Origin of the sequence: Pseudomonas mandelii, from assembly GCF_024138395.1 — a bacterium.
Lineage (GTDB): Bacteria > Pseudomonadota > Gammaproteobacteria > Pseudomonadales > Pseudomonadaceae > Aquipseudomonas > Aquipseudomonas mandelii_E.
Genome location: NZ_JAMYDU010000002.1, coordinates 390,117 through 414,933, shown reverse-complemented (window position 1 = coordinate 414,933; position 24,817 = coordinate 390,117). Strand labels below are relative to the sequence as shown.

25 protein-coding genes, 1 other RNA gene and 1 pseudogene are annotated in these 24,817 nt (G+C 59.7%); 12 read left to right on the top strand and 15 right to left on the bottom strand.

What is annotated here, in order from left to right:
- Positions 1-183 precede the first annotated feature (183 nt).
- The 5 genes and pseudogenes from NHU87_RS05290 to NHU87_RS05270 form a co-directional block, all read right to left on the bottom strand.
- Entirely contained in the window at positions 184-1,401 is a 1,218-nt protein-coding gene (locus NHU87_RS05290) for a 2-octaprenyl-3-methyl-6-methoxy-1,4-benzoquinol hydroxylase (protein ID WP_253546641.1), read from the bottom strand.
- A 9-nt stretch (positions 1,402-1,410) separates the two neighbouring features.
- Positions 1,411-1,506: pseudogene (locus NHU87_RS05285) on the bottom strand (tetrameric acyl-CoA thioesterase); the annotation flags it as partial.
- Between the two features lie 10 nt (positions 1,507-1,516).
- On the bottom strand, positions 1,517-2,704 hold the full coding sequence (ubiH, locus tag NHU87_RS05280; RefSeq protein WP_253546294.1) for a 2-octaprenyl-6-methoxyphenyl hydroxylase: 1,188 nt from the start codon (positions 2,702-2,704) through the stop codon (positions 1,517-1,519).
- The gene (pepP, locus tag NHU87_RS05275) at positions 2,701-4,035 is read right to left on the bottom strand and encodes a Xaa-Pro aminopeptidase (RefSeq protein WP_253546292.1); all 1,335 of its coding nucleotides are present in this window, start codon (positions 4,033-4,035) and stop codon (positions 2,701-2,703) included. The genes ubiH and pepP overlap by 4 nt, the downstream gene beginning before the upstream one ends.
- 27 nt (positions 4,036-4,062) lie before the next feature.
- Positions 4,063-4,617, bottom strand: a complete 555-nt coding sequence (locus NHU87_RS05270) for a YecA family protein (protein ID WP_253546290.1) — start codon at positions 4,615-4,617, stop codon at positions 4,063-4,065.
- A gap of 126 nt (positions 4,618-4,743) precedes the next feature.
- Between NHU87_RS05270 and NHU87_RS05265 the strand changes: the two genes are divergently transcribed.
- The 4 genes from NHU87_RS05265 to NHU87_RS05250 all read left to right on the top strand — a co-directional run bounded on the left by NHU87_RS05265 (position 4,744) and on the right by NHU87_RS05250 (position 6,167).
- Positions 4,744-4,953, top strand: a complete 210-nt coding sequence (locus NHU87_RS05265; RefSeq protein WP_007899405.1) for a TIGR02449 family protein — start codon at positions 4,744-4,746, stop codon at positions 4,951-4,953.
- A complete protein-coding gene (locus NHU87_RS05260) occupies positions 4,950-5,267 on the top strand; it encodes a cell division protein ZapA (RefSeq protein WP_007942435.1) in 318 nt (105 codons plus the stop codon). Before NHU87_RS05265 ends, NHU87_RS05260 begins: the two co-directional genes overlap by 4 nt.
- A 30-nt stretch (positions 5,268-5,297) precedes the next feature.
- Positions 5,298-5,476: non-coding RNA, 6S RNA (ssrS, locus tag NHU87_RS05255), on the top strand.
- Positions 5,477-5,561: 85 nt separating this feature from the next.
- Positions 5,562-6,167, top strand: a complete 606-nt coding sequence (locus NHU87_RS05250) for a 5-formyltetrahydrofolate cyclo-ligase (protein WP_253546288.1) — start codon at positions 5,562-5,564, stop codon at positions 6,165-6,167.
- Between the two features lie 34 nt (positions 6,168-6,201).
- On the opposite strand, the gene NHU87_RS05245 is transcribed toward NHU87_RS05250, so the two are convergent.
- Positions 6,202-6,351: a hypothetical protein gene (locus tag NHU87_RS05245; protein WP_088500339.1), complete on the bottom strand. Its 150-nt coding sequence runs from the start codon at positions 6,349-6,351 to the stop codon at positions 6,202-6,204.
- A 200-nt stretch (positions 6,352-6,551) separates the two neighbouring features.
- Between NHU87_RS05245 and NHU87_RS05240 the strand changes: the two genes are divergently transcribed.
- Positions 6,552-7,004: an EVE domain-containing protein gene (locus NHU87_RS05240; protein ID WP_253546286.1), complete on the top strand. Its 453-nt coding sequence runs from the start codon at positions 6,552-6,554 to the stop codon at positions 7,002-7,004.
- Positions 7,005-7,198: 194 nt separating this feature from the next.
- Here the strand turns inward: NHU87_RS05240 and NHU87_RS05235 are convergent, their stop codons facing one another.
- A complete protein-coding gene (locus NHU87_RS05235; RefSeq protein WP_253546284.1) occupies positions 7,199-7,606 on the bottom strand; it encodes a flagellar basal body-associated protein FliL in 408 nt (135 codons plus the stop codon).
- Between the two features lie 150 nt (positions 7,607-7,756).
- Between NHU87_RS05235 and NHU87_RS05230 the strand changes: the two genes are divergently transcribed.
- Together NHU87_RS05230 and glpT are read left to right on the top strand one after the other, a co-directional pair.
- Positions 7,757-8,734, top strand: coding sequence for an NADPH:quinone oxidoreductase family protein (locus NHU87_RS05230; RefSeq protein ID WP_253546281.1), 978 nt, complete (start codon positions 7,757-7,759; stop codon positions 8,732-8,734).
- Between the two features lie 220 nt (positions 8,735-8,954).
- The gene (glpT, locus tag NHU87_RS05225; RefSeq protein ID WP_253546279.1) at positions 8,955-10,304 is read left to right on the top strand and encodes a glycerol-3-phosphate transporter; all 1,350 of its coding nucleotides are present in this window, start codon (positions 8,955-8,957) and stop codon (positions 10,302-10,304) included.
- Here glpT and NHU87_RS05220 read toward each other — a convergent pair.
- The 6 genes from NHU87_RS05220 to NHU87_RS05195 all read right to left on the bottom strand — a co-directional run bounded on the left by NHU87_RS05220 (position 10,280) and on the right by NHU87_RS05195 (position 16,399).
- Positions 10,280-10,948, bottom strand: a complete 669-nt coding sequence (locus NHU87_RS05220) for a gamma-glutamylcyclotransferase (RefSeq protein WP_052964552.1) — start codon at positions 10,946-10,948, stop codon at positions 10,280-10,282. The genes glpT and NHU87_RS05220 overlap by 25 nt on opposite strands.
- A gap of 207 nt (positions 10,949-11,155) precedes the next feature.
- Positions 11,156-12,124, bottom strand: coding sequence for a CDP-6-deoxy-delta-3,4-glucoseen reductase (locus tag NHU87_RS05215; protein WP_253546277.1), 969 nt, complete (start codon positions 12,122-12,124; stop codon positions 11,156-11,158).
- Complete coding sequence (gene ubiD / locus NHU87_RS05210; protein ID WP_007899385.1) at positions 12,124-13,590, bottom strand: 4-hydroxy-3-polyprenylbenzoate decarboxylase; 1,467 nt, start codon at positions 13,588-13,590, stop codon at positions 12,124-12,126. Before ubiD ends, NHU87_RS05215 begins: the two co-directional genes overlap by 1 nt.
- A gap of 142 nt (positions 13,591-13,732) precedes the next feature.
- Complete coding sequence (gene rho, locus NHU87_RS05205) at positions 13,733-14,992, bottom strand: transcription termination factor Rho (RefSeq protein ID WP_007899384.1); 1,260 nt, start codon at positions 14,990-14,992, stop codon at positions 13,733-13,735.
- A 247-nt stretch (positions 14,993-15,239) separates the two neighbouring features.
- Positions 15,240-15,569: a thioredoxin TrxA gene (gene trxA / locus NHU87_RS05200; RefSeq protein ID WP_007899382.1), complete on the bottom strand. Its 330-nt coding sequence runs from the start codon at positions 15,567-15,569 to the stop codon at positions 15,240-15,242.
- A gap of 122 nt (positions 15,570-15,691) precedes the next feature.
- Entirely contained in the window at positions 15,692-16,399 is a 708-nt protein-coding gene (locus NHU87_RS05195; RefSeq protein ID WP_253546275.1) for a FadR/GntR family transcriptional regulator, read from the bottom strand.
- Positions 16,400-16,655: 256 nt separating this feature from the next.
- On the opposite strand from NHU87_RS05195, the gene NHU87_RS05190 reads away from it, so the two are divergent.
- From NHU87_RS05190 to ppx, 5 genes are all read left to right on the top strand, one after another.
- Positions 16,656-17,441, top strand: coding sequence for a transporter substrate-binding domain-containing protein (locus NHU87_RS05190; protein WP_253546273.1), 786 nt, complete (start codon positions 16,656-16,658; stop codon positions 17,439-17,441).
- A gap of 22 nt (positions 17,442-17,463) precedes the next feature.
- Positions 17,464-18,132 (top strand): amino acid ABC transporter permease, encoded by a 669-nt coding sequence (locus tag NHU87_RS05185; RefSeq protein ID WP_253546271.1) that lies wholly within the window; start codon positions 17,464-17,466, stop codon positions 18,130-18,132.
- Positions 18,129-18,779, top strand: a complete 651-nt coding sequence (locus tag NHU87_RS05180; RefSeq protein ID WP_253546269.1) for an amino acid ABC transporter permease — start codon at positions 18,129-18,131, stop codon at positions 18,777-18,779. The genes NHU87_RS05185 and NHU87_RS05180 overlap by 4 nt, the downstream gene beginning before the upstream one ends.
- A complete protein-coding gene (locus NHU87_RS05175; RefSeq protein WP_253546266.1) occupies positions 18,766-19,503 on the top strand; it encodes an amino acid ABC transporter ATP-binding protein in 738 nt (245 codons plus the stop codon). Before NHU87_RS05180 ends, NHU87_RS05175 begins: the two co-directional genes overlap by 14 nt.
- A gap of 246 nt (positions 19,504-19,749) precedes the next feature.
- Positions 19,750-21,252, top strand: coding sequence for an exopolyphosphatase (ppx, locus tag NHU87_RS05170; protein ID WP_253546263.1), 1,503 nt, complete (start codon positions 19,750-19,752; stop codon positions 21,250-21,252).
- Positions 21,253-21,419: 167 nt separating this feature from the next.
- On the opposite strand, the gene ppk1 is transcribed toward ppx, so the two are convergent.
- Entirely contained in the window at positions 21,420-23,642 is a 2,223-nt protein-coding gene (gene ppk1, locus NHU87_RS05165; protein ID WP_253546260.1) for a polyphosphate kinase 1, read from the bottom strand.
- An 18-nt stretch (positions 23,643-23,660) separates the two neighbouring features.
- Positions 23,661-24,674 carry a porphobilinogen synthase gene (gene hemB, locus NHU87_RS05160; protein WP_008076082.1) on the bottom strand — a complete coding sequence of 338 codons (1,014 nt, stop codon included), beginning with the start codon at positions 24,672-24,674 and terminating at the stop codon, positions 23,661-23,663.
- Positions 24,675-24,817: the final 143 nt, after the last annotated feature.

Below are 24,817 nucleotides of genomic sequence, written 5' to 3'. Positions count from 1 at the left end.
AATCGAACAGTGGATTGAGGCGTTACCAGATGTTGCAGCGGGGATTGGTGGTGGATGGGCCGACGCCTTCGCGGGCAAGCCTCGCTCCTACAGGTTTTGTGTCGTTCGCTAATGTCGCGATTAACTCAATACCTGTAGGAGCGAGGCTTGCCCGCGAAGAGGCCATCAGCCCCTGCGAAGATCTCAGGCTTTGGCCAACGCCGGCAGATCCCCAATCAGCCCAAGCGCCTCTCGCACGAACAACGCCTTGGCCTCGGGCATCTGATCGACCATCTTCAACCCGGTATTACGCAACCAGCGCACTGGCAACGGATCGGCCTGGAACAATCGCTCGAACCCTTCCATCGCCGCCATCAACGCCAGGTTGTGGGGCATGCGCCGGCGTTCGTAGCGACTGAGCACTTTCACGTCCGCCAACCGCTCGCCACGCGCGGCCGCTTGCAACAGCACTTCGGCCAACACCGCGGCATCGAGGAAACCGAGGTTCACGCCCTGCCCGGCCAGTGGATGGATGGTGTGGGCCGCATCGCCGATCAGCGCCAGGCCTTCAGCCACATACCGCTTGGCATGACGCTGACGCAGCGGCACGCACAAACGCGGATCGGCGCTGAGCACTGTGCCGAGACAACCTTCGAAGGCCCGTTCCAGTTCCTTGCAGAAGCCTTCGTCGTCCAGCGCCATCAGGCGTTCGGCTTCGCTCGGGGTGGTCGACCAGACGATCGAGCACCAATCCTGTTGACCGTCCCGCTCCAGCGGCAGAAACGCCAGCGGGCCGTTGTCGGTGAATCGCTGCCACGCGGTCATTCGATGGGGTTTTGAGCTGCGCACGCTGGTAACGATCGCGTGGTGCATGTAATCCCACTCGCGAGTCGCAACGCCGGTCAGGCGTCGAACGGCCGAATTGGCGCCATCCGCCGCGATCACCAAAGGTGCCCGCAAGGTACGGCCATCGGCCAGGGTCAGCAGCCAGTCATCACCGGAGCGGCGCATCTGCTCCAGACGCGCATTGGCCAGCATCCCGAGATCGCAGTCGTGCAATCGATCGAGCAGAGCGTCCTGAACCACGCGGTTCTCGACGATATGCCCGAGCACTTCGGCATGCACGCTGGTCGCCGAAAAATGGATCTGCCCGGTGCCACTGCCGTCCCATACATGCATGTCGGTGTAAGGACTGCAGCGTCGACTAGCGATGCCATCCCAGACGCCCAGGCGTTCGAGTATTCGCTGGCTGGCCGCCGATAAGGCGCTCACTCGTGGTTCGAACGGCGCTTGAGCATCAAAGGGTTTGACGCTCAGGGGGCTACCGTCCAGCAGCAGGACTTCAAGCCCACTGTTTTGTAGCGCCAGCGCCAGGGCGCTGCCGACCATTCCGGCCCCGACAATCAGCAGATCTGCGCGCATTTCCATGCTTTAAGCCTGTCTCTCTTGCGGCTTGAGCCGCAGGTAAAGGGTTCTTTCGACGCGTGTCAGCAAAGTGCTCGCGCCATCATGAATATCGACTTGCAGGTGCGCCCTCTTAAACATCGGGACGTGTACCCAAACCCATGGCCTGTCGGGCGAACCAGCGTTTGGCGGGCGGCAGCAGATCGAGGCCGAGCAGGCCGATGTTGCGGCCCAGGGAAACCAGCGGCTGAGTGCTGCCGAATAACCGGGTGACCTGATCGGAAAAACCCACGGTCAGGCTCTGATCCAGACGCTGACGCTCGCGATAGGCCTGCAACGTGGCGAAATCACCGGGCGATGTCTCGCTGCCCAATAAACTGTCGGCCAGCGCCTGGGCGTCACGCAACGACAGGTTGAAACCCTGCCCGGCGATCGGATGCAGGCTATGAGCAGCGTTGCCGAGAATCGCCAGATGCGGGCGGACTTGTTCCTCGGCTTCGATCAGCGACAGCGGATACAAATGCCGTACGCCGACCTGCTTCAGCGTGCCGAGGCGATAACCGAAGATGCCCTGCAACTCGGCGAGAAAGCTGCGGTCATCCAGGGCTGCCAGCCGTTGCGCGTCCATACCCAGACGGGTCCAGACCAAGGCGCAGCGATTGTCCGGCAACGGCAGCAAAGCCATCGGACCATCGTCGGTGAAGCGCTCGAAGGCCATGCCGTTGTGGGATTCGCTGGGGGTAATGTTGGCGATCAGCGCGCTCTGGTTGTACGGGCGTGTTTTGATGCCGATCCCCAATTGCTCACGCAATCCCGAACGCCCGCCATCGGCCAGCACCGCGAGGTCGCATTCCAGCAGGGTTTCATCGTCGAGGGTCAGGCGATAGCCGTCGGCCAGGGGCTCCATGCCGATGACTTCCGCCGGGCACCGCCAACTGACCACTTCGTTGTCCAGACCTTGCCAGAGGCATTGGCCGAGCCAGGCGTTTTCCACCACATAACCCAGCGCCGGAACGCCCTCTTCCATCGCCGACAGCCGCGCGGTGGAAAAACGCCCACGGTCAGAGACATGAATCTGCTTGATCGGCTCGGCGCGGCGGGAGATTTCCTGCCACACGCCCAACCGTTGATAAATCTGCCGGGCGCCGAACGACAGCGCCGAAGAACGGGCGTCATAGCTCGGCTGGTAGGTGTGGCCGGGGGCAAACGGTTCGATCAGCACGATCTTCCAGCCACGGGCCTTGGCCCCGGCCTGCAACGCCAACGCCAGACTGGCGCCGACCAGGCCACCGCCGATAATTGCCAGATTGACTCGACTCATGCCGCTTGTGTCCGTGCAGCGGCCATCAAGGCCTCGATTTCAGCGACCGTTTTCGGCACGCCGTTAGTCAGGATTTCACAACCGGTTTTGGTGACCACCACGTCGTCCTCGATGCGTACGCCAATGCCGCGCCATTTTTTCGCCACGTTCTGATTGTTCGCAGCGATGTAGATGCCCGGCTCGACCGTCAGCGCCATGCCGACTTCCAGCACGCGCCATTCGCCGCCGACCTTATATTCGCCGACATCATGCACATCCATACCGAGCCAGTGGCCGGCGCGGTGCATGTAAAACGCTTTATAGGCTTCGCTGGCGATCAACTCGTCGACGTCACCCTGCAACAGGCCCAACTGCACCAGACCGGTGGTAATCACTCGGACCGTAGCTTCGTGTGCCTGATTCCAGTGTTTGTTCGGCGCGATTTCGGCAAACGCTGCTTCCTGGGAAGCCAGCACCAACTCGTAGATCGCCTTCTGCTCCGGTGAATACTTGCCGTTGACCGGCCAGGTGCGGGTGATGTCGCTGGCGTAGCAGTCGATCTCGCAACCGGCGTCGATCAGCACCAGATCGCCGTCTTTGAGCACCGCGTCATTCTGCTGGTAATGCAGGATGCAGCTGTTGCGCCCCGCCGCGACGATCGAGCCATAGGCCGGCATCTTCGCCCCGCCCTTGCGGAACTCATAATCGAGTTCGGCTTCGAGGCTGAACTCATGCAAACCGGCACGGCTGGCCTGCATCGCACGGATATGTGCCTGAGCGGAAATCCGCGCGGCTTCGCGCATCACCTTCACTTCCGCCGCCGATTTATACAGGCGCATGTCGTGAAGCAGATGATCCAGGGCAACGAATTCGTTCGGCGGCTGGGCGCCGAGGTGCGCTTTAGAGCGGATCACGTTGATCCAGTCCATCAGGTGTCGATCGAATTCCGGGTTGCTGCCCATGGCCGAATACACCCGGTCGCGGCCTTCGATCAGGCCCGGCAGGATGTCGTCGATGTCGGTGATGGGGAAAGCGTCGTCGGCGCCGAAGTCGCGGATCGCGCCTTCCTGGCCGGCGCGCAGGCCGTCCCACAATTCCCGTTCGGCATTACGTTCCCGGCAAAACAGCACATATTCGCCATGCTCACGGCCGGGCATCAAAACGATGACGGCTTGAGGCTCGGGGAAACCGCTGAGGTACTGGAAGTCGCTGTCCTGACGGTAGACGTGCTCGACATCGCGGTTGCGGATGGCCACGGCGGCGGCGGGCAGGATGGCGATGCTGTTGGGTTCCATCTGCGCCATCAACGCCTTGCGGCGACGGCTGTATTCCGATTTCGGGATATGAATCATGGGCAGATGGCTTTCCCTGGCACGCGATTAGTGCAACGACGGTTTGGCAGCCGCTTCGTCGGTTTTCTTGGTTTCGGTGAACAGCAGCAACGGAGCGACGCGCAGGTACTCCATGACTTCCATGTAGTCGCTTTCGCCGTCGTCGGACTCTTCCAGCGCGTCTTGCACCTGGGCGATGGCGGCCAGATCCTGCAGCACTTCGGCGGCTTCAGTGCTCAAGGCGTATTCGCGACGGGTCAGACCGAAGCCGGTAAGAAAGCCCTGGCACCACTGGCCCAGTGCAGCGGCGCGCTCGGTGAGCGGCGCGTCGTCGGTCGGCAGCAGCAGAACAACGGTCATGTCGTCGCTGGTAAGCTCGCCCTTGACCATCTCTTGCAGGCCGATCAAGGCGTTGCGAACGTTGTCTTGTGGCTCGCCTTCGAGCAGCTCGGCGGCGTCGGCCAACCAGCTGTCGGCTTCGAAGCCGGCACCGGCGCAACTGCGGCCGAGCAACAGGCCATGCAGTTCGGCAGGCGAGACGGGATGGCCGCTGGTGCTCAGCAGGGTGGCAAAGGCTTGGTACGGAGAATTCTGAATGGGCATGGGCAGCTAGGCGCCAGACGGCGCTATGTCTAGAATGAAGGCCTTGTATCCTACATCGACAGACTCGCCAAGACTATTAAAGGCTGTCCGCCAGCTATCACGCATCAGACACAACCAGTGGACACAATGGAAGACACCGACCTGCAAGCGCTGATGGCCAGACTCGAACTGCTAATTACTCGAGTCGAGCAACTAAAGAGTCAGAACGGACTCCTATTAGCTCAGGAAAAGAGCTGGCGCGAGGAACGCGCGCACCTCATTGAAAAAAATGAAATCGCCCGGCGTAAGGTCGAATCGATGATTTCGCGCCTCAAGGCCCTGGAGCAAGACTCATGAGTTCAAGCAATAGCGTTACCGTGCAGATCCTCGACAAAGAATATTCGATCATCTGCCCCCAGGAAGAGCGCAGCAACCTGGTGAGCGCTGCCCGTTACCTGGACGGCAAGATGCGCGAAATCCGCAGCAGCGGCAAAGTCATCGGTGCCGACCGCATCGCCGTGATGGCCGCGCTGAACATTACGCACGATCTTCTGCACAAGGAAGAACGCCCGGATGTGCAGGCCAGCGGCTCGACCCGTGAGCAGGTTCGCGACCTGCTGGACCGTGTCGATCTGGTACTGGCAACCGATCCGGATGTCACCAAGGGCTGATTCGCGTGACCGCTTGGGGTATACTCGCATCACTCCCTGGGGTGCTTGCCAGTTGACGACGTCCCTGAGCCGATTCGCACTACCCTGGAGGTTGCACGTTGGGCTGGTGTGCATGTCCGCTAGACGGAAAGCCTTAAAGCCTACTGCATCTTCCACCTTGAACTTTCGGGTTCAAGGGCTAAGTCGACAGCGGTCCATCCGGGGAGCCTGATTCCAGTCCGATGCCGGTTTAAATACCGGCATCGGCTTTTTTACGGGTACGCTTTAATACTCGCACCTCCGAAGCCTGAATCCATGACCGAACCTGCGCTGCTGCCCCGCCCGCAACTTCGACGCATGCTGCGCAAGGCCCGCCGCGCACTGACCCCCAGTCAGCAGCGCGAGGCCGCTCGCGGGCTGTATAAGCAATTGGCCCAACACCCGCTGTTCCGCCGCGCAAAACACATCTCTTTGTACCTGCCCAACGACGGTGAAATCGATCCGCGCCTGCTAATGCGTGCCGCGCAACGTCGGGGCAAGGCGATTTATCTGCCGGTGCTCAGTGCCTGGCCGCGAACCAAAATGGTGTTCCAGCGGATTCATCCCGGCGAAAAGCTCAAACCTAATCGTTTTCGCATCCCCGAACCTCGGCACAACATCGCCCGACAACGCAAAGTCTGGGCGCTGGACCTGGTGTTGTTGCCGCTGGTGGGGTTTGACGATGTTGGCGGACGCCTGGGAATGGGCGGTGGCTTCTACGACCGGAGCCTGGCGTACCTGGCGCGCCGCAAAGACTGGCGCAAGCCGACGCTACTGGGCCTGGCCCATGAATGTCAGAAGGTTCAACGATTGGCTCAGGCGAGCTGGGATGTGCCGCTGCAGGGAACGGTCACGGACAAGGCGTGGTATTTCGCGGACTAGACGCCACTGATTTCAGCGGCGTCGAAAGACAGGTTCAGCGCTTGAAGGCCGACGGCTGTTGCTGCGCGATCTCGATCGGGGCATCGGGCTTGTTGTTCCACAGGCTTTGGGCATAGCCGGTGGTCACGACGCCAAGGCCGAACAAAATAACCAAAATCCATAGTAAATCCGGTTTGCGTTTCATCGATTGCCCCCCAAAGGCACATCAACACGATGACAGCAGCGGTTTCCGTTGTAGGTGTAGGCCGTGCAGCAGCGTCAAGCTGAGAAGGCCGGCATTTTGCGACAACGTGAACCGACACGCAAACGCTGGCGTCAACCGACTGTCGGTTTGTCATAAAATTGCCCGACAACCTGCCCACTCACCTCGCAAGGAGCAAAACCATGGCCTATTGGCTGATGAAATCCGAGCCCGACGAACTCTCGATCAAAGACCTGGAAAAGCTAGGCCGAGCGCGCTGGGACGGGGTTCGCAACTATCAGGCACGCAACTTCCTGCGAGCCATGGCAGTGGGTGATGAGTTTTTCTTCTATCACTCCAGCTGCCCGGAACCGGGGATTGCCGGGATCGGCAAGATTGTCGAGGCCGCGTATCCGGACCCGACAGCGCTGGAGCCTGAGAGTCATTACTTCGATCCGAAGGCCACTGCCGAGAAAAACGCCTGGACTGCGATCGATGTTGCGCATGTCGAAACGTTTCCCCAAGTACTGAAGCTGGATTATCTGAAGCAGCAAACGGCACTGGCCGAGATGCCACTGGTACAGAAAGGCTCGCGACTGTCGGTGATGCCGGTGACGGTCGAGCAGTGGGCGGCGCTGATTGCACTCAAGCCGTAAAACTCCAGCGCTACTTCGAATGTCATCGCGGGCAAGCCCGCTCCCACAAGGTGATCTGCACCCCAAAAGTTGGACACCAATCCTAATTTTGGGGTCAGATCAAGGATCTGGGATGGATGCAAAAGCTGCATTCACTGGAGATCATTGTGGGAGCGGGCTTGCCCGCGATGAGGCCCGCCCGGACAGCAAAAGACTTATTGAATGATCAGGTTGTTGAACAACAAATCCTCAACCACCGGCTTGCCGGTTTCATCATTCATCACTTGCTGAGTCTGCTTCAAGGCTTCCTGACGCAATTTCTCCTTGGCTTCGACGTTGTTCATGGCCTCAGTGGTCTGCTGCGCAAACAACGCCACCAGCTGATTACGGATCAATGGCTCATTGGCCTTCACCGCTTTGGTCGCCTCTTCACCGGTCACCCGCAACGCCACATCGGCCTTGTAGACCTTGAGCTTCTGCGTGCCGTCCAGCCCATAGTTGCCCACGAATGGTGGGCTCAGGGTGATGTAGTTGACCTTCGGGGCTTCACCTTCTTTGGCTTCTTCGGCCATCGCTGCTACAGGCAGAGACAGGGCCAGCATCAACATGATCCACGCTTTCACAATTCGCTCCTTATCCGGTTTGCGGCCAAGCATAACGACCCGCCGCTCAAGCACAAGCTTATGGCTGACTATCAGGGTCGGGCATGCTCGTTGACCCAATGACTCACACACCTACACTTATCGGCCATCACTCCCAAAGGAATAGCCCTGATGAAAGCCGTGCTGTGCAAAGCCTTCGGCCATGCCGAATCGCTGGTGCTGGAAGACGTCGCCAGTCCTGTCGCGAAGAAGAATGAAATCCTGCTGGACGTGCACGCCGCCGGGGTGAACTTCCCGGACACGCTGATCATTGAGGGCAAATACCAGTTCAAACCGCCCTTCCCGTTTTCACCGGGTGGCGAAGCGGCTGGAGTGATTAGCGCAGTGGGCGAAAAGGTCAGCCACCTCAAGATCGGTGATCGGGTCATAGCCCTGACTGGCTGGGGCAGCTTTGCCGAGCAAGTCGCGGTGCCGGGCTACAACGTGCTGCCGATCCCGCCATCGATGGATTTCAATACCGCCGCCGCATTCAGCATGACCTACGGCACTTCGATGCACGCTCTCAAGCAACGAGGCAACTTGCAACCCGGCGAAACCTTGCTGGTGCTCGGCGCTTCCGGTGGCGTCGGCCTGGCCGCCGTGGAAATTGGCAAAGCCATGGGCGCCCGGGTGATCGCCGCCGCCAGCAGCAAGGAAAAACTCGTGGTGGCCAAGGCCGCCGGCGCCGATGAGTTGATCAACTACAGCGAAACCAGCCTCAAGGACGAGATCAAACGCTTGACCGACGGCCAGGGCGCCGACGTGATCTACGATCCGGTGGGCGGCGATCTGTTCGACCAGGCGATCCGTGCCATCGCCTGGAACGGCCGTCTTTTGGTAGTCGGTTTCGCCAGCGGACGAATCCCCGAGTTGCCAGTGAACCTGGCGCTGCTCAAAGGGGCCGCGGTAGTCGGCGTATTCTGGGGCTCGTTTGCCCAACGCCAGCCGCAGGACAACGCGGCGAACTTCCAGCAACTGTTTGGCTGGTTTGCCGAAGGCAAGTTGAAGCCGCTGGTGTCGCAGGTGTATCCACTGAGCAACGCGGCGCAGGCCATCAATGATCTTGGCCAGCGCAAGGCGGTCGGGAAAGTGGTGGTTCAGGTTCGCTGATTGTTTACCTGGCCTGATTGACCTAAACCGGGTCGCAGCCCTGCGACCCGGCTCCACCCTCCCCATACCGCCCTGAATTTATACCTGAGCGACATGTTCATAAAAGAACATGCGATCTCCAACATTTCCACTGTTTGGCCGATGCGAACCGGTGCTATTTTCGGTAACGAAACTGTAACATTCGCATCCGCAGTCAAAACAAGAAATCTGGAGCTCCTGAATGTTTGCTTTCTTTCGTCCTGCCGCACATCAGGCTCCATTGCCTGAAGAAAAAATAGACGACACCTACAAACGACTTCGCTGGCAGATCTTCGCCGGGATTTTCATTGGGTATGCGGGTTACTACCTGCTGCGCAAGAACTTCTCCCTGGCCATGCCGTACCTGATCGATGAGGGTTACACCCGAGGTCAGTTGGGTCTGGCAATGTCGGCGATCGCGATTTCCTATGGCCTGTCGAAGTTCCTCATGGGCCTGGTGTCCGACCGTTCAAACCCACGTTACTTCCTGCCATTCGGCCTGCTGGTATCCGCCGGTGTGATGTTCATTTTCGGTTTCGCGCCGTGGGCAACGTCCAGCGTGACCATGATGTTCATCTTGCTGTTCATCAACGGCTGGGCCCAGGGCATGGGTTGGCCGCCAAGCGGCCGGACCATGGTGCACTGGTGGTCGCAGAAAGAACGCGGCGGCGTGGTGTCCGTGTGGAACGTGGCACACAACGTCGGTGGCGGCCTGATCGGCCCGCTGTTCTTGCTCGGCATGGGTCTGTTCAACGACTGGCACGCCGCGTTCTATGTACCGGCGGCGGTGGCTCTGGCGGTGGCGGTATTTGCCTTCATGACCATGCGCGACACCCCGCAATCGGTGGGCCTGCCGCCGATCGAGAAGTACAAGAACGACTACCCGGAAGGCTACGACGCCAGTCACGAAGAGGAATTCAGCGCCAAGGAAATCTTCGTCAAGTACGTGCTGCGCAACAAAATGCTCTGGTACATCGCCATGGCCAACGTCTTCGTCTACCTGCTGCGTTACGGCGTGCTGGACTGGGCACCGACCTACCTCAAGGAAGCCAAAGGCTTCACCGTGGATAAAACCTCGTGGGCGTATTTCTTCTACGAGTGGGCGGGGATCCCGGGCACGCTACTGTGCGGCTGGATGTCGGACAAGATCTTCCGTGGCAACCGTGGCCTGACCGGCATGGTGTTCATGGCCTTGGTGACAGTGGCGACCCTCGTGTACTGGCTCAACCCGGCCGGCAACCCGACTGTCGACATGATCGCGCTCGTCTCGATCGGCTTCCTGATCTACGGCCCGGTAATGCTGATCGGTCTGCAAGCGCTGGAACTGGCGCCGAAGAAAGCCGCCGGCACTGCTGCAGGCTTCACGGGGTTGTTCGGCTATCTGGGTGGCTCAGTCGCGGCCAGTGCAGCGATGGGCTACACCGTGGACCACTTCGGCTGGGATGGCGGTTTCGTCCTGCTGATCGGTGCATGCCTGCTGGCGATGGCCTTCCTTGCGCCGACGCTGTGGCACAAGCAAGTCGCCAGTCAGAGCCGCGAAGCGATCGCCTGATCGGCCTTTGATTTGCAGCGCTTGAGCCGCGCCTCCAGATTCCGGTCTGGCATGGCGTGGCTACGCAGGGCATGCGCAGTCTGCTCGACATACTCGCGAGTGGTGCCATAACGCCCGCAAGCGCTTTCGAATACCTGGCTCAGCACATGATCCGGCAAGTTGCCGGCATAGCTGGGCAGGTGCCGCTCCAATACAAATCCCAATGCCTGAACCTGGCTTCCGTCTTCGAGACGGCAGTTGAGCCAGTGTGGGCGATAGGACGGGAATGGCATTTCACGCTGCCAGAGCGCATACAGCGAAGCGTCGAGTTGCTCTTCGGGCAAGCGATAGGCAAACCCGCTGCATGAGCCGCCGCGGTCCAGGCCAAACACCAGCCCGGGCACTTCCGGCGTACCGCGATGTTCGTGAGACCACAGGTACAAACCGCGATGATAACCATGCACGCGACCGCGCACTCGTTCAACCGCTGCACATTCAGGGCGCCAGATCAGCGAACCATAAGCGAATAGCCAGACCGGCCCACCCTTGTGGCGCGCCATGGTCGACTGCATTGAGCCGAGTAATTGTTCGTGCGTGAGCTGCGGCCCCAGATCGAGCCGCGGAGGGTAAGCCAGATTCAAAAAAGCAGATTCAATGGCGCTCATGGCGAATAGCGTTCAGCTCCCCGCGGGTGAAGAATTACTTAATAGAACGCACCGTGTAACAGTTAGGCACATATGTTTTAAGGCAATTTAAATGCCATGGCAGGGTTTTAAAATTTAGGCCGGGACGAGATATAACCTACCGGCATTTATATTATTTTATAAATACCGATCGGCTATATATGGAGTTATAACGATTTAGATCGCGGATCAAGATCGTGGCGCGTAAGCGAACACATCCGCGCGCATTTGATGGGCATCCATCCCCGCTTCGACCAGCGCATCCAAGGTGCCATAGACCATCGCCGGAGAGCCGCTGGCGTAAACGTGCAGGGCTTTCAAATCAGGGAAATCTTCACACACCGCCTCATGCAACATGCCGCAGCGCCCGCCCCAGCCACATTGATCGCTGACGACTTTATGCAGGAACAGATTGGGCAGTTTCAACCATTCGTCCCAATGTTCAATGTCATAAAAGTCTTCAGGACGACGCACACCCCAATATAGATGCACCGGATGCTTGAAACCCGTGGCCCGGCAATGTTCGATCAGGCTGTGGATCTGGCCCATGCCGGTACCGGCAGCAATCAATACCAGTGGACCGTCCGGCAGTTCCGCCAGATGGGTGTCGCCGAACGGCATCTCGATGCGCACCATCGGGTTGCGCTGAAGCTGTTCGATCAGGCTCAGCGCACTGCTTTCGCGCGCCAGTACATGAATTTCCAGATCGCGTCCGGAATGCGGCGCAGAGGCCAGGGAGAAGGCGGATTTCTCGCCGTTCTCACGCTCGATCATCAGGTACTGACCGGCGTGATAGCGCGGCGGCTTGCCTGCCGGCGCACGCAGACGCACACGCCAGGTATCGCCGCCGACGTCCCTGCATTCAATGACCTGACACGACACGCTGCGCACCGGCAATTCTCCCAGCGCGAGCACGCCATCCCACAGCACGATGCAGTCTTCCAGCGGCTCTGCAATGCAAGTGTAGAACTCGCCATGGTCACGCACATCGCCGGCCTGTTCGACCCGCCCTTCCACCAGCAACGCGCCGCACACATGGCAATTGCCGTTGCGACAGCTTTGCGGGCATTCATAGCCCAGGCGCCGCGCGCCATCGAGAATTCGCTCGCCGGGCAGAATATCCAGCACTGCTCCGGAGGGCTGCAAGGTTACACGCATCAATCTATTCCTAACTGATTCCAGATGGCATCGATCCGTTGGGTAACGGCTTCATCCTTGACGATAACCCGGCCCCACTCGCGAGTGGTTTCGCCCGGCCATTTATGCGTGGCATCGAGCCCCATCTTCGAACCCAGGCCGGAGACCGGCGAGGCGAAGTCCAGGTAGTCGATCGGCGTGTTGTCGATCATCACCGTGTCACGCTTGGGGTCCATGCGTGTGGTGATGGCCCAGATCACGTCGTTCCAGTCCCGTGCGTTGATATCGTCGTCGGTGACGATAACGAACTTGGTGTACATGAACTGTCGCAAAAACGACCAGACACCGAGCATTACCCGCTTGGCATGCCCAGGATACGACTTCTTCATGGTCACGATGGCCATGCGGTACGAACAGCCTTCGGGCGGCAGGTAGAAGTCAGTGATCTCCGGGAACTGCTTTTGCAGGATCGGCACGAACACTTCGTTCAGTGCCACACCGAGAATCGCCGGCTCATCCGGCGGACGACCCGTGTAGGTGCTGTGGTAAATCGGTTTGATGCGGTGGGTAATGCGCTCGACGGTGAACACCGGGAAGCTATCGACTTCGTTGTAGTAGCCGGTGTGATCGCCATACGGGCCTTCGTCGGCCATTTCGCCCGGATGGATCACGCCTTCAAGGATGATCTCGGCGGTGGCCGGCACTTGCAGGTCGTTGCCGCGGCACTTCACCAGTTCGGTGCGATTGCCGCGCAACAGACCGGCGAAAGCGTATTCGGAGAGGCTGTCCGGCACAGGCGTCACGGCGCCAAGAATGGTTGCCGGGTCAGCGCCCAAGGCCACAGACACCGGGAACGGCTGGCCGGGGTGTTTCTCGCACCATTCACGGTAATCCAGCGCGCCGCCACGGTGGCTCAGCCAGCGCATGATCACCTTGTTGCGGCCGATCACTTGCTGACGGTAGATCCCGAGGTTCTGGCGATCCTTGTTCGGACCTTTGGTGACGGTCAGGCCCCACGTGATCAGCGGGCCGACGTCGCCCGGCCAGCAGGTCTGTACCGGCAACATCGCCAGATCGACATCGTCGCCTTCGATGACCACTTCCTGGCACACCGCGTCTTTGACGACTTTCGGCGCCATGGCAATGATCTTGCGGAAAATCGGTAGCTTGGACCACGCGTCCTTCAAGCCCTTCGGCGGCTCGGGTTCCTTGAGGAACGCCAACAGCTTGCCGATTTCGCGCAACTCGCTGACCGCTTCTGCGCCCATGCCCAGCGCCACGCGCTCGGGGGTGCCGAACAGGTTGCCGAGTACGGGAATGTCATAACCGGTAGGGTTTTCGAAAAGCAGCGCCGGGCCCTTGGCGCGCAATGTGCGATCGCAGACCTCGGTCATTTCGAGCACTGGGGACACTGGAACCTGGATGCGCTTGAGTTCGCCGCGCTTTTCCAGGCCGCTGATAAAGTCGCGCAAGTCGCGATACTGCATGCGTGAGCCTCGTGTTGGCCGTGGCGTTCGGGGCAGGCAGTTTAGCGCCGAACCCCTCTATTCAGAACCACGAACTGCCGGTTCATCAAAAATCAGATAGCAAAAAGCCGGGTTTCCCCGGCTTTTGCTGATTTTCTGCGATTTACTTGCGCTTCATCGACAGGAAGAACTCGTCGTTGGTCTTGGTCTGCTTCAGCTTGTCGACCAGGAACTCGATGGCAGAGACTTCGTCCATCGGGTGCAGCAGCTTACGCAGGATCCACATACGCTGCAGTTCGTCGTCGGCCGTCAGCAACTCTTCGCGGCGAGTACCGGAACGGTTGATGTTGATGGCCGGGAACACACGTTTTTCAGCGATCTTGCGATCCAGAGGCAGTTCCATGTTGCCGGTGCCTTTGAATTCTTCGTAGATCACTTCGTCCATCTTCGAGCCGGTTTCAACCAGCGCGGTGGCGATGATGGTCAGCGAGCCGCCTTCTTCGATGTTCCGTGCCGCGCCGAAGAAACGTTTCGGTTTCTCCAGGGCGTGGGCATCGACACCACCGGTCAGCACCTTGCCGGAGCTTGGGATCACGGTGTTGTAGGCACGCGCCAAACGGGTGATGGAGTCGAGCAGGATCACCACGTCCTTTTTGTGTTCGACCAGGCGCTTGGCCTTCTCGATCACCATTTCGGCAACCTGCACGTGGCGGGTCGGCGGCTCGTCGAACGTCGAGGCAACCACTTCGCCGCGCACGGTGCGCTGCATTTCAGTCACTTCTTCCGGACGTTCGTCGATCAGCAATACGATCAGATGAACTTCAGGATTGTTACGAGCGATGTTGGCCGCGATGTTCTGCAGCATGATCGTTTTACCGGCTTTCGGCGGTGCAACGATCAGGCCGCGCTGGCCTTTGCCGATCGGGGCGCACAGGTCGATGACACGACCGGTCAAGTCTTCGGTGGAACCGTTGCCAGCTTCCATCTTCATGCGCACGGTCGGGAACAGCGGGGTCAGGTTCTCGAAGAGAATCTTGTTTTTCGCGTTCTCTGGACGATCGTAGTTGATCGTATCGACCTTGAGCAGCGCGAAATAACGCTCGCCTTCCTTTGGAGGGCGGATCTTGCCAACGATGGTGTCACCGGTGCGCAAGTTGAAGCGGCGGATCTGGCTCGGCGAGACATAGATATCGTCTGGGCCGGCGAGATAGGAAGCGTCAGCGGAGCGCAGGAAGCCGAAGCCGTCCTGGAGAATCTCCAGCACGCCATCACCGGAGATTTCCTCGCCGCTTTTAGCGTGCTTTTTGAGCAGGGAGAAAATCACGTCCTGCTTGCGCGAACGGGCCATATTTTCTATGCCCATCTGTTCGGCCAATTCGAGCAGTTCGGTAATCGGCTTTTGCTTGAGTTCAGTCAGATTCATATAGGAATGACGTAATCATTTATGGAGGGGGGAAATTAAGCTTTTGGCTTAATGAGGCCGCGCCGCAGAGAAGGCGACAGGATCGCGTACTTATTCGAAAAGGAGTGCGTCGGCGACGGCTAGCAGGGGGCAGTGGAGAAACCAGTGCGGGGCCGAATGTACCACCTGAGTTTCGGAGCGTCTAGCCCTCAATAACGAAAAGGCCCCGCATTATGCGGGGCCTTTTCATGACGCTTTATAACAACGCTTAGATGTTGGCGTCGAGGAAAGCAGCCAGTTGCGACTTCGACAGCGCGCCGACCTTGGTGGCTTCGACGTTGCCGTTCTTGAACAGCATCAGCGTCGGGATACCACGTACGCCGTGCTTGGCCGGGGTTTCCTGGTTTTCGTCGATGTTCAGCTTGGCAACGGTCAGCTTGCCAGCGTAGGTGCCAGCGATCTCGTCCAAAACCGGGGCGATCATTTTGCAAGGGCCGCACCACTCAGCCCAGTAGTCAACAAGCACAGGGCCAGCAGCCTTCAGTACTTCTTCTTCGAAGTTAGCGTCGGTGACGTGCTTGATAAGATCGCTGCTCATGGATGTCTCCGGGTTGTAAGCAATAAAAAACGTGGCCCATCATAGCCGCCCTTCCCGTGTTCAGGAAGCCGCAGATGATTGAGTCTCGCTATGGTGGCCCATGAGTTTGGGTATAGCTCAAGTCATGAGGTGGCGGGAGCGACGAAAGCGATTCCGGTGCGCAGGGCGGCGTTGCGCACATGCTCTTGCATGGCCTTCTGCGCGGCACCAGAGGCCCGGCGCGTAAGCGCGCGGAGGATTTTACGGTGTTCCTGCCAGGTTTCCATGGCCCGTTCGGCCCGGATGAACGGTAGCTTCTGGCTCTCCAGGAAGATGTCGGCGCTAGCCGTCAGGATGCTCAGCATCGCCTGATTGCCGCTGGCGAGAAGAATGCGCCGGTGAAACTCGAAATCCAGTCGTGCCGCTGCATTGAAGTCGGCGGCACGCAATTCGGTGCGCATGGCGGCGACATTGTCTTCCAGGGCATCGAGCTCATCGGTGCTCAGAGTCACCGCCGCCAGCCCGGCGGCAAAACCTTCCAGCGCGTAGCGCAACTGGAAGATGTCCAGCGGCGATGCCTGAGCCGCGAACGGCCAGCCCGGCGTCGCATCGCCCCGGGGCAGATCGACCGGTGCCTGCACGAACACGCCCTTGCCCGGCTGGATACTAATCACGCCCAGCGCACTCAGTGACGACAACGCCTCACGCAACGACGCCCGACTGACCCCCAATTGCACCGCCAGGTCCCGTTGCGAGGGCAACGCATCCCCCGCCCCGAAACCTTGCTCGGTGATCAGTTTGCGGATGGCTTGCAGCGCCACTTCAGGTACGGCGCGGGAGATGGAGTTCATGGTTTTTTCAGACGAACCAGGCCAATGAGCGGCTAGTTGTAAAGCTATTCGCGACGTCCGGCAAGTCGTGCCCCAAGGGGGTTCGGGAATTTTCACGGGTGCGTCATCAGGGTGCGAAATACCACCCAACTGTTCAGACCAGTAAGACCGAACAACCCTAGTAAAACCGTGGCCTGCGGCCCCCAAAAACGAATCTTGGCATGGCCCGTGCTCTGTCGATCCGCAGAATCATTCCCCGCCGATCCGGAGATTTGCCATGACCCAGCGTTACAGCGCCCTCATCAAAGTTCTGTTTGCCAGCCTGATGCTGAGCCAGGCACCCGCCCACGCCGACGGTCTGGAGGATGTGGTCAAACGCGGCACCCTCAAAGTCGCGGTGCCTCAGGACTTCCCGCCGTTCGGTTCGGTCGGCCCGGACATGAAACCTCGGGGCCTGGACATCGATACCGCCAAACTGCTGGCCGACCAGCTCAAGGTCAAACTCGAACTGACCCCAGTCAACAGCACCAACCGCATTCCGTTCCTGACCACCGGCAAAGTCGACCTGGTGATTTCCAGCCTCGGCAAGAACCCTGAGCGCGAAAAAGTCATCGACTTCTCCCGTGCCTACGCACCGTTCTACCTCGCCGTGTTCGGCCCGCCAGACGCCGCCATCAAGGGCCTGGACGATCTCAAGGGCAAAACCATCAGCGTCACCCGTGGCGCCATTGAAGACATCGAGTTGACCAAAGTCGCTCCCGAAGGCGCGACCATCAAACGCTTCGAAGACAACAACTCGACCATCGCCGCCTACCTCGCAGGGCAAGTCGACCTGATTGCCAGCGGCAACGTGGTGATGGTGGCGATCAGCGAGAAAAACCCGAAACGCGTGCCGGCCCTGAAAGTGAAGCTCAAGGACTCGCCGGTTTACGTCGGCGTGAACAAGAACGAGCCAGCGCTGCTGGGCAAGGTCAACGACATCCTCACCACGGCCAAGGCTGACGGTGCGCTGGAAAAAAATTCGCAAACCTGGCTGAAAGAGCCGCTGCCGGCCGATCTCTGATCGTTCGCGCGGGAGACGATTTATGGCTTATCAGTTCGATTTCTTGCCGGTGGTGGAAAACACCGGCCTGCTGCTGCGCGGTGCGCTGTTCACCCTTGAGTTGACAGCCATTGGCGCAATGCTCGGGGTCGGCCTGGGCATCGTCGGGGCACTGGTGCGGGCGTGGAACATCCGCCCGTTCGCCGGCATTTTCGGGGTTTACGTCGAGTTGATCCGCAACACACCATTCCTGGTGCAGTTGTTTTTCATCTTCTTCGGTTTGCCGTCGCTGGGCCTGCAGATTTCCGAATGGCAGGCGGCGGTGCTGGCGATGGTGATCAACCTTGGCGCCTATTCGACCGAGATCATCCGCGCTGGCATTCAAGTGATCCCCCGCGGGCAGCTGGAAGCCGCAGCCGCCTTGGCGATGACGCGTTTCGAAGCCTTCCGCCACGTGGTTCTGTTGCCGGCGCTGGGCAAGGTCTGGCCGGCCCTGAGCAGCCAGATCATCATCGTGATGCTCGGCTCGGCGGTCTGTTCGCAGATCGCCACCGAAGAGCTGAGCTTTGCCGCCAACTTCATTCAATCGCGCAACTTCCGCGCCTTTGAAACCTATGCCCTGACCACACTGATCTACCTGTGCATGGCGCTGCTGATCCGCCAATTGCTGAATTGGATCGGCCGGCGCTACATAGCTAGGAGCAGCCAATGAGCGATTTCACCTTCTGGGACATCCTGCGCAACCTGCTCACGGGCCTGCAATGGACTCTGGCATTGTCGCTGGTGGCGTTTATCGGCGGTGGGCTCATCGGTTTGCTGATCATGGTGATGCGGATTTCAAAAAAACCCCTGCCCAGCAACTTCGCCCGCACCTACATCGAGTTGTTCCAGGGCACGCCGCTATTGATGCAGCTGTTTCTGGTGTTCTTCGGTGTGGCGCTGGCCGGTGTGGAGATTTCGCCGTGGATGGCCGCAGCGATTGCCCTGACGCTGTTCACCAGCGCTTACCTGGCGGAGATCTGGCGTGGTTGTGTTGATTCGATCCCCAACGGCCAGTGGGAAGCCTCCTCGAGCCTGGCGCTCAATCCGCTGGAGCAATTGCGTTACGTGATCCTGCCGCAAGCCCTGCGCATCGCCGTGGCGCCAACCGTGGGCTTCTCGGTGCAAGTGGTCAAAGGCACCGCCGTCACCTCGATCATCGGCTTCACCGAACTGACCAAAACCGGCGGCATGCTCGCCAACGCGACCTTCGAACCCTTCATGGTCTACGGCCTGGTGGCGCTCGGTTACTTCCTGCTCTGCTACCCCTTGTCCCTCAGTGCGCGCTACCTGGAAAGGAGACTGCATGCCTCTGCTTAGAATTTCCGCCCTGCATAAATATTACGGCGACCACCATGTGCTCAAAGGCATCGACCTCAGTGTCGAGGAAGGCCAGGTGGTGGCGATCATCGGCCGCAGCGGCTCGGGCAAATCCACCTTGCTGCGCACCCTCAATGGTCTGGAGTCGATCAACGACGGTGTGATCGAAGTCGACGGCGAATACCTCGATGCCGCCCGCGCCGACCTGCGCAGCCTGCGGCAGAAAGTCGGGATGGTGTTCCAGCAGTTCAACCTGTTCCCGCATCTGACCGTGGGCGAAAACGTCATGCTCGCGCCGCAAGTGGTGCAAAAAGTGCCGAAAGCCAAAGCCGCCGAACTGGCGCGACAGATGCTGGAACGGGTCGGGCTGGGGGAAAAGTTCGATGCCTTCCCGGATCGACTGTCTGGCGGCCAGCAACAGCGGGTGGCGATTGCTCGCGCGCTGGCCATGTCACCGAAAGTGCTGCTGTGTGACGAAATCACCTCGGCCCTGGACCCGGAACTGGTCAACGAAGTGCTGAGCGTGGTTCGGCAGCTGGCCAAGGAGGGCATGACGCTGATCATGGTCACCCATGAAATGCGCTTTGCCCGGGAGGTGGGGGATAAATTGGTGTTCATGCATCACGGCAAGGTGCATGAGGTGGGGGATCCGAAGGTATTGTTTGCCAACCCGCAGACGGCGGAGCTGGCGAATTTCATTGGGACGGTTGAGGCGGCGGGCTGATAGATCTTCAGTGCCTGTTCGGACGTCTTCGCGGGCAAGCCTCGCTCCTACAGGGTTTTGTGCCGCGCGCGGGTTTGTGGGCAACACAGATTCCTTGTAGGAGCGAGGCTTGCCCGCGAAGAGGCCATTCGCAACACTGCAAAAGCCCCCGTGGTAAAAGATCGCAGCCTTCGACAGCTCCTACGCGTTGGCGGCAGCGTTTGATCGTGGCACGATGTCGGGGTTATCGACCGAGACCCCCTGACCATGCCGCAATCCCAAGCCAAGAATCTGTCCCTGATCGCCGCAATCGACCTGGGCTCCAACAGCTTTCACATGGTCGTGGCCAAGGCCCAGAATGACGAAATCCGGATTCTCGAACGTCTCGGGGAGAAAGTTCAGCTGGCCGCCGGCATCGACGAAGAGCGTCAGCTCAGCGAAGAATCCATGCAGCGCGGGCTCGACTGCCTGAAGCGTTTCGCCCAACTGATCAGCGGTATGCCGCCCGGCGCCGTGCGGATCGTCGGCACCAACGCCCTGCGCGAAGCCCGTAACCGCGCCGAATTCATCCGTCGCGCCGAAGAAATCCTTGGCCATCCGGTAGAAGTCATCTCCGGCCGTGAAGAAGCGCGCCTGATTTACCTCGGCGTCTCCCATACCCTCGCTGATACCCCCGGCAAACGCCTGGTGGCCGACATCGGCGGCGGCAGTACTGAATTCATCATCGGCCAGCGCTTCGAACCGCTGCTGCGTGAAAGCCTGCAAATGGGTTGCGTCAGCTTCACTCAACGCTATTTCAAGGATGGCAAGATCACCCCGGCCCGCTACGCCCAGGCGTATACCGCGGCGCGGCTGGAGATCATGAGCATCGAACACGCCCTGCACCGCCTGACCTGGGATGAAGCCATCGGCTCCTCAGGCACCATTCGCGCTATCGGCCTGGCGCTGAAGGCCGGCGGCCATGGCACTGGCGAGGTCAACGCCCAAGGCTTGGCCTGGCTCAAGCGCAAGCTGATCAAACTGGGCGATGTCGAGAAAATCGATTTCGAAGGCATCAAGCCTGACCGTCGAGCGATTTTCCCTGCCGGGCTGGCGATTCTCGAAGCGATCTTCGATGCCCTCGAACTGCAACGCATGGACCACTGTGAAGGCGCCCTGCGCGAAGGCGTGCTTTATGACCTGCTGGGCCGTCATCATCATGAAGACGTCCGCGAGCGTACCCTCAGTTCGCTGATGGAGCGTTACCACGTCGACCTCGAACAAGCCGCACGAGTCGAACGCAAGGCGCTGCATGCCTTCGATCAAGTCGCACAAGATTGGGAGCTGCATGACGGCGTCTGGCGCGAACTGCTGAGCTGGGCAGCCAAGGTCCATGAGGTGGGCCTGGACATCGCCCACTATCAGTACCACAAGCACGGCGCCTACCTGATCGAGCACTCGGACCTGGCCGGATTCTCCCGCGAAGACCAGCAAATGCTCGCGCTGCTAGTGCGTGGCCACCGACGCAACATTCCCAAGGACAAGTTCGCTGAATTCGGCGACGACGGCATCAAGCTGATTCGCCTATGCGTGCTGCTGCGTTTTGCGATTCTGTTCCATCACATTCGCGGTACCCAGGAAATGCCACAAGTGGTACTGCACGCCAATGGCCATAGCCTGGAGGTGTTGTTCCCGGAACACTGGCTGGACGACAACCAGTTGACCCAGGCCGATTTTGCTCTGGAAGCAGAGTGGCTGACCCGCGTCGGCTTCGTGCTGAACGTCCGCTAAAATTGAAAAAGGCCTTCTTCGGAAGGCCTTTTTTGTGCCCGCGATTCGGCAGACGACGCAACCCCCTGTGGGAGCGAGCTTGCTCGCGATAGCGGACTGACAAGTCAACATAGATGTTGAACATGCTGCCCCCATCGCGAGCAAGCTCGCTCCCACAGGTTTGCGCGTTAACGAACAGCCAGAATCGGGCTGCCCAAACGCTCAAGCAAGGTTGCCTGGGCACTGCGCGGGTTCTGGTTGCCGGTCGGCGTGTTGCGGATGTAGCGACCGTCCGCCTGCAGGCTCCAGCTGTGGGTGTTATCGGTCAGATAAAGCTCCAGCTCTTTCTTGACCCGCAAAATCAGCTTCTTGCCCTCGACCGGGAAGCAAGTCTCGACGCGCTTGTCGAGGTTGCGCTCCATCCAGTCGGCGCTGGACAGGAACATCTGCTCTTCACCGCCATTAAGGAAGTAGAAGACCCGGGTGTGTTCGAGGAAGCGACCGATGATCGAGCGCACGTGGATGTTGTGGGAGACGCCAGCGATGCCCGGGCGCAGGCAGCACATGCCGCGCACCACCAGATCGATACGCACCCCGGACTGACTGGCCTTGTACAACGCGCGGATGACCTTCGGATCGGTCAGCGAGTTGAACTTGGCGATGATGTGCGCCGGCTTGCCGTCGAGAGCAAATTGCGTCTCCCGGGCAATCATGTCGAGCATGCCCTTCTTCAACGTGAACGGCGCGTGCAGCAGTTTCTTCATGCGCAGGGTTTTACCCATGCCGATCAACTGGCTGAACAGTTTGCCGACGTCTTCGCACAAGGCGTCGTCGGAGGTCAGCAAACTGTAGTCGGTGTACAGACGGGCGTTGGCCGCGTGGTAATTGCCAGTACCCAAGTGGGCGTAGCGGACAATCTCGCCAGCCTCGCGACGCAAAATCAGCATCATCTTGGCGTGGGTCTTGAAGCCGACCACACCGTAAATCACCACCGCACCGGCCGCTTGCAGCCGGCTGGCCAGTTGCAGGTTGGATTCTTCGTCGAACCGCGCGCGCAATTCGATCACCGCCGTCACTTCCTTGCCGTTACGCGCAGCGTCCACCAGCGCATCGACGATCTCGGAGTTGGCGCCACTGCGATACAACGTCTGACGAACCGCCAACACGTGCGGATCCTTGGCCGCCTGGCGCAGCAAGTCGACCACCGGGGTGAACGACTCGAACGGGTGCAGCAGCAGGATGTCCTGCTTGCTGATCACGCTGAAAATGTTCTCGCTGTTTTGCAGCAGTTTCGGGATCTGCGGGGTGAACGGGGTGTATTGCAGCTCCGGATGACTGTCCAGGCCGGTGATGCTGAACAGGCGGGTCAGGTTGACCGGGCCGTTAACCTGATACAGCTCCGTCTCGTGCAGGTTGAACTGCTTGAGCAGGTAATCGGACAAGTGTTTCGGGCAGGTGTCAGCTACTTCCAGGCGCACCGCGTCACCGTAGCGACGGGAGAACAACTCGCCGCGCAGGGCGCGGGCCAGGTCTTCCACATCTTCGGTATCGACCGAGAGGTCGGCGTTTCGGGTGAGGCGGAACTGGTAGCAGCCCTTGACCTTCATGCCCTGGAACAGGTCATCGGCGTGAGCGTGGATCATCGACGACAGGAACACGTAGTTGTCGCCAGGGCCACCGACTTCTTCCGGCACTTTGATGATCCGCGGCAGCAGACGCGGCGCCGGGATGATCGCCAGACCGGAGTCGCGACCGAAGGCATCGATGCCTTCGAGTTCGACGATGAAGTTCAGGCTCTTGTTCACCAGCAATGGAAACGGGTGTGTCGGGTCAAGGCCGATCGGGGTGATGATCGGCGCAATCTCGTCGCGGAAATAACGACGAACCCAAGTCTTGAGCTTGGTGGTCCAGTAGCGGCGACGGATGAAGCGGACCTGATGTTTCTCCAGTTCCGGCAACAGAATGTCGTTGAGGATCGCGTATTGGCGATCGACGTGGCCGTGCACCAATTCGCTGATGCGGGCCAGAGCTTGATGCGGTTGCAAGCCATCGGCGCCGGCCTGTTCACGGGCGAAGGTGATCTGCTTCTTCAGGCCGGCCACACGAATCTCGAAGAACTCGTCCAGGTTGCTGGAGAAAATCAGCAGAAACTTCAGCCGCTCCAACAATGGGTAGGACTCATCCAGCGCCTGTTCCAGCACGCGGATGTTGAACTGCAGTTGCGAGAGCTCACGATGGATGTACAGGCTGCTGTCATCCAGGCCGGGAATCGCAATCGCTGGCGCCGCAACAGCGGGCTCGACCACCAACGCGGGTGGAGCAGGCTCCAGCTCCGGCGGGGTTTCGGCGATTTGCTCCACCACAGGTTGAGCGTCTATTACGGCAACTTCAGTGAGTCCTTCGGTATTCATCGAATGTTCCTGGGAGGGCTATTTTTGCTCTCGTAACAATTGAGCAGCGCGGACGGCAAAGTAAGTCAGGATGCCATCAGCGCCTGCACGTTTAAAAGCGGTCAGGGATTCGAGGATAACCCCTTCGCTCAACCAGCCATTCTGGATCGCTGCCATGTGCATGGCGTATTCGCCGCTGACCTGATAGACAAAGGTCGGCACTTTGAATTCTTCTTTGACCCGGTAAAGGATATCCAGATACGGCATGCCTGGCTTGACCATGACCATGTCCGCGCCTTCTGACAAGTCCGCCGCCACTTCGTGCAGGGCTTCGTTGCTGTTGGCCGGGTCCATCTGATAGGAGGCCTTGTTGGCCTTGCCCAGGTTCAGCGCCGAGCCCACTGCATCGCGGAACGGGCCGTAATAGGCGCTGGCGTATTTGGCCGAGTAAGCCATGATCCGCACGTTGACGTGATCGGCCAGTTCCAACGCTTCGCGGATCGCCTGGATGCGCCCGTCCATCATGTCCGACGGGGCCACCACCTGAGCGCCGGCTTCGGCGTGGGACAGGGCCTGTTTAACCAGTGCGTCGACGGTAATGTCGTTCTGCACGTAGCCTTCTTCGTCGAGAATGCCATCTTGACCGTGAGTGGTGAACGGGTCCAGAGCGACGTCGGTGATCACACCCAGTTCCGGGAACCGGTCACGCAGGGCTCGGGTGGCGCGCTGGGCGATGCCGTCGGGATTCCAGGCTTCGGCGGCATCCAGGGATTTCAGTTCCGGTGGCGTCACCGGGAACAATGCCAATGCCGGAATCCCCAGCTCGACCCACTTGGCCGCTTCTTCAAGCAACAGGTCGATGGTCAGGCGTTCAACGCCCGGCATCGAGGCCACCGCTTCGCGACGGTTTTCACCGTCCAGCACGAACACCGGCAAGATCAGGTCATCGACGGTCAACACGTTTTCACGGACCAGTCGACGCGAGAAATCATCACGACGATTGCGACGCAGGCGGGTTGCAGGAAACAAACGGTTGGCGGGGGTAAAGCTCACGGCAGACTCCTGAGCCCGCGCTGGCGGGCGAGCGTGACAGTTATAAGCGGCCATTATGACGAACGAATGACAGTTGTGCTTAGCCCTGTGACGGGTAGTCGCATCCATTGTCCTTGTAGGAAATGTTCACGTCGAGACACATT

What these genes read in the sequence shown, in the direction of transcription:
- trxA (WP_007899382.1), bottom strand. Translation starts at nt 15,569, where the DNA reads ATGAGCAGCGATCTTATCAAGCACGTCACCGACGCTAACTTCGAAGAA.
- ppx (WP_253546263.1), top strand. Translation starts at nt 19,750, where the DNA reads ATGCCGCAATCCCAAGCCAAGAATCTGTCCCTGATCGCCGCAATCGAC.
- pepP (WP_253546292.1), bottom strand. Translation starts at nt 4,035, where the DNA reads ATGATTCATATCCCGAAATCGGAATACAGCCGTCGCCGCAAGGCGTTG.
- NHU87_RS05290 (WP_253546641.1), bottom strand. Translation starts at nt 1,401, where the DNA reads ATGCGCGCAGATCTGCTGATTGTCGGGGCCGGAATGGTCGGCAGCGCC.
- NHU87_RS05195 (WP_253546275.1), bottom strand. Translation starts at nt 16,399, where the DNA reads ATGAACTCCATCTCCCGCGCCGTACCTGAAGTGGCGCTGCAAGCCATC.
- ppk1 (WP_253546260.1), bottom strand. Translation starts at nt 23,642, where the DNA reads ATGAATACCGAAGGACTCACTGAAGTTGCCGTAATAGACGCTCAACCT.
- NHU87_RS05245 (WP_088500339.1), bottom strand. Translation starts at nt 6,351, where the DNA reads ATGAAACGCAAACCGGATTTACTATGGATTTTGGTTATTTTGTTCGGC.
- NHU87_RS05230 (WP_253546281.1), top strand. Translation starts at nt 7,757, where the DNA reads ATGAAAGCCGTGCTGTGCAAAGCCTTCGGCCATGCCGAATCGCTGGTG.
- NHU87_RS05185 (WP_253546271.1), top strand. Translation starts at nt 17,464, where the DNA reads ATGGCTTATCAGTTCGATTTCTTGCCGGTGGTGGAAAACACCGGCCTG.
- NHU87_RS05215 (WP_253546277.1), bottom strand. Translation starts at nt 12,124, where the DNA reads ATGCGTGTAACCTTGCAGCCCTCCGGAGCAGTGCTGGATATTCTGCCC.
- NHU87_RS05175 (WP_253546266.1), top strand. Translation starts at nt 18,766, where the DNA reads ATGCCTCTGCTTAGAATTTCCGCCCTGCATAAATATTACGGCGACCAC.
- ubiD (WP_007899385.1), bottom strand. Translation starts at nt 13,590, where the DNA reads ATGCAGTATCGCGACTTGCGCGACTTTATCAGCGGCCTGGAAAAGCGC.
- NHU87_RS05190 (WP_253546273.1), top strand. Translation starts at nt 16,656, where the DNA reads ATGACCCAGCGTTACAGCGCCCTCATCAAAGTTCTGTTTGCCAGCCTG.
- rho (WP_007899384.1), bottom strand. Translation starts at nt 14,992, where the DNA reads ATGAATCTGACTGAACTCAAGCAAAAGCCGATTACCGAACTGCTCGAA.
- ubiH (WP_253546294.1), bottom strand. Translation starts at nt 2,704, where the DNA reads ATGAGTCGAGTCAATCTGGCAATTATCGGCGGTGGCCTGGTCGGCGCC.
- glpT (WP_253546279.1), top strand. Translation starts at nt 8,955, where the DNA reads ATGTTTGCTTTCTTTCGTCCTGCCGCACATCAGGCTCCATTGCCTGAA.
- NHU87_RS05270 (WP_253546290.1), bottom strand. Translation starts at nt 4,617, where the DNA reads ATGCCCATTCAGAATTCTCCGTACCAAGCCTTTGCCACCCTGCTGAGC.
- NHU87_RS05180 (WP_253546269.1), top strand. Translation starts at nt 18,129, where the DNA reads ATGAGCGATTTCACCTTCTGGGACATCCTGCGCAACCTGCTCACGGGC.
- NHU87_RS05240 (WP_253546286.1), top strand. Translation starts at nt 6,552, where the DNA reads ATGGCCTATTGGCTGATGAAATCCGAGCCCGACGAACTCTCGATCAAA.
- NHU87_RS05260 (WP_007942435.1), top strand. Translation starts at nt 4,950, where the DNA reads ATGAGTTCAAGCAATAGCGTTACCGTGCAGATCCTCGACAAAGAATAT.
- NHU87_RS05250 (WP_253546288.1), top strand. Translation starts at nt 5,562, where the DNA reads ATGACCGAACCTGCGCTGCTGCCCCGCCCGCAACTTCGACGCATGCTG.
- NHU87_RS05265 (WP_007899405.1), top strand. Translation starts at nt 4,744, where the DNA reads ATGGAAGACACCGACCTGCAAGCGCTGATGGCCAGACTCGAACTGCTA.
- NHU87_RS05220 (WP_052964552.1), bottom strand. Translation starts at nt 10,948, where the DNA reads ATGAGCGCCATTGAATCTGCTTTTTTGAATCTGGCTTACCCTCCGCGG.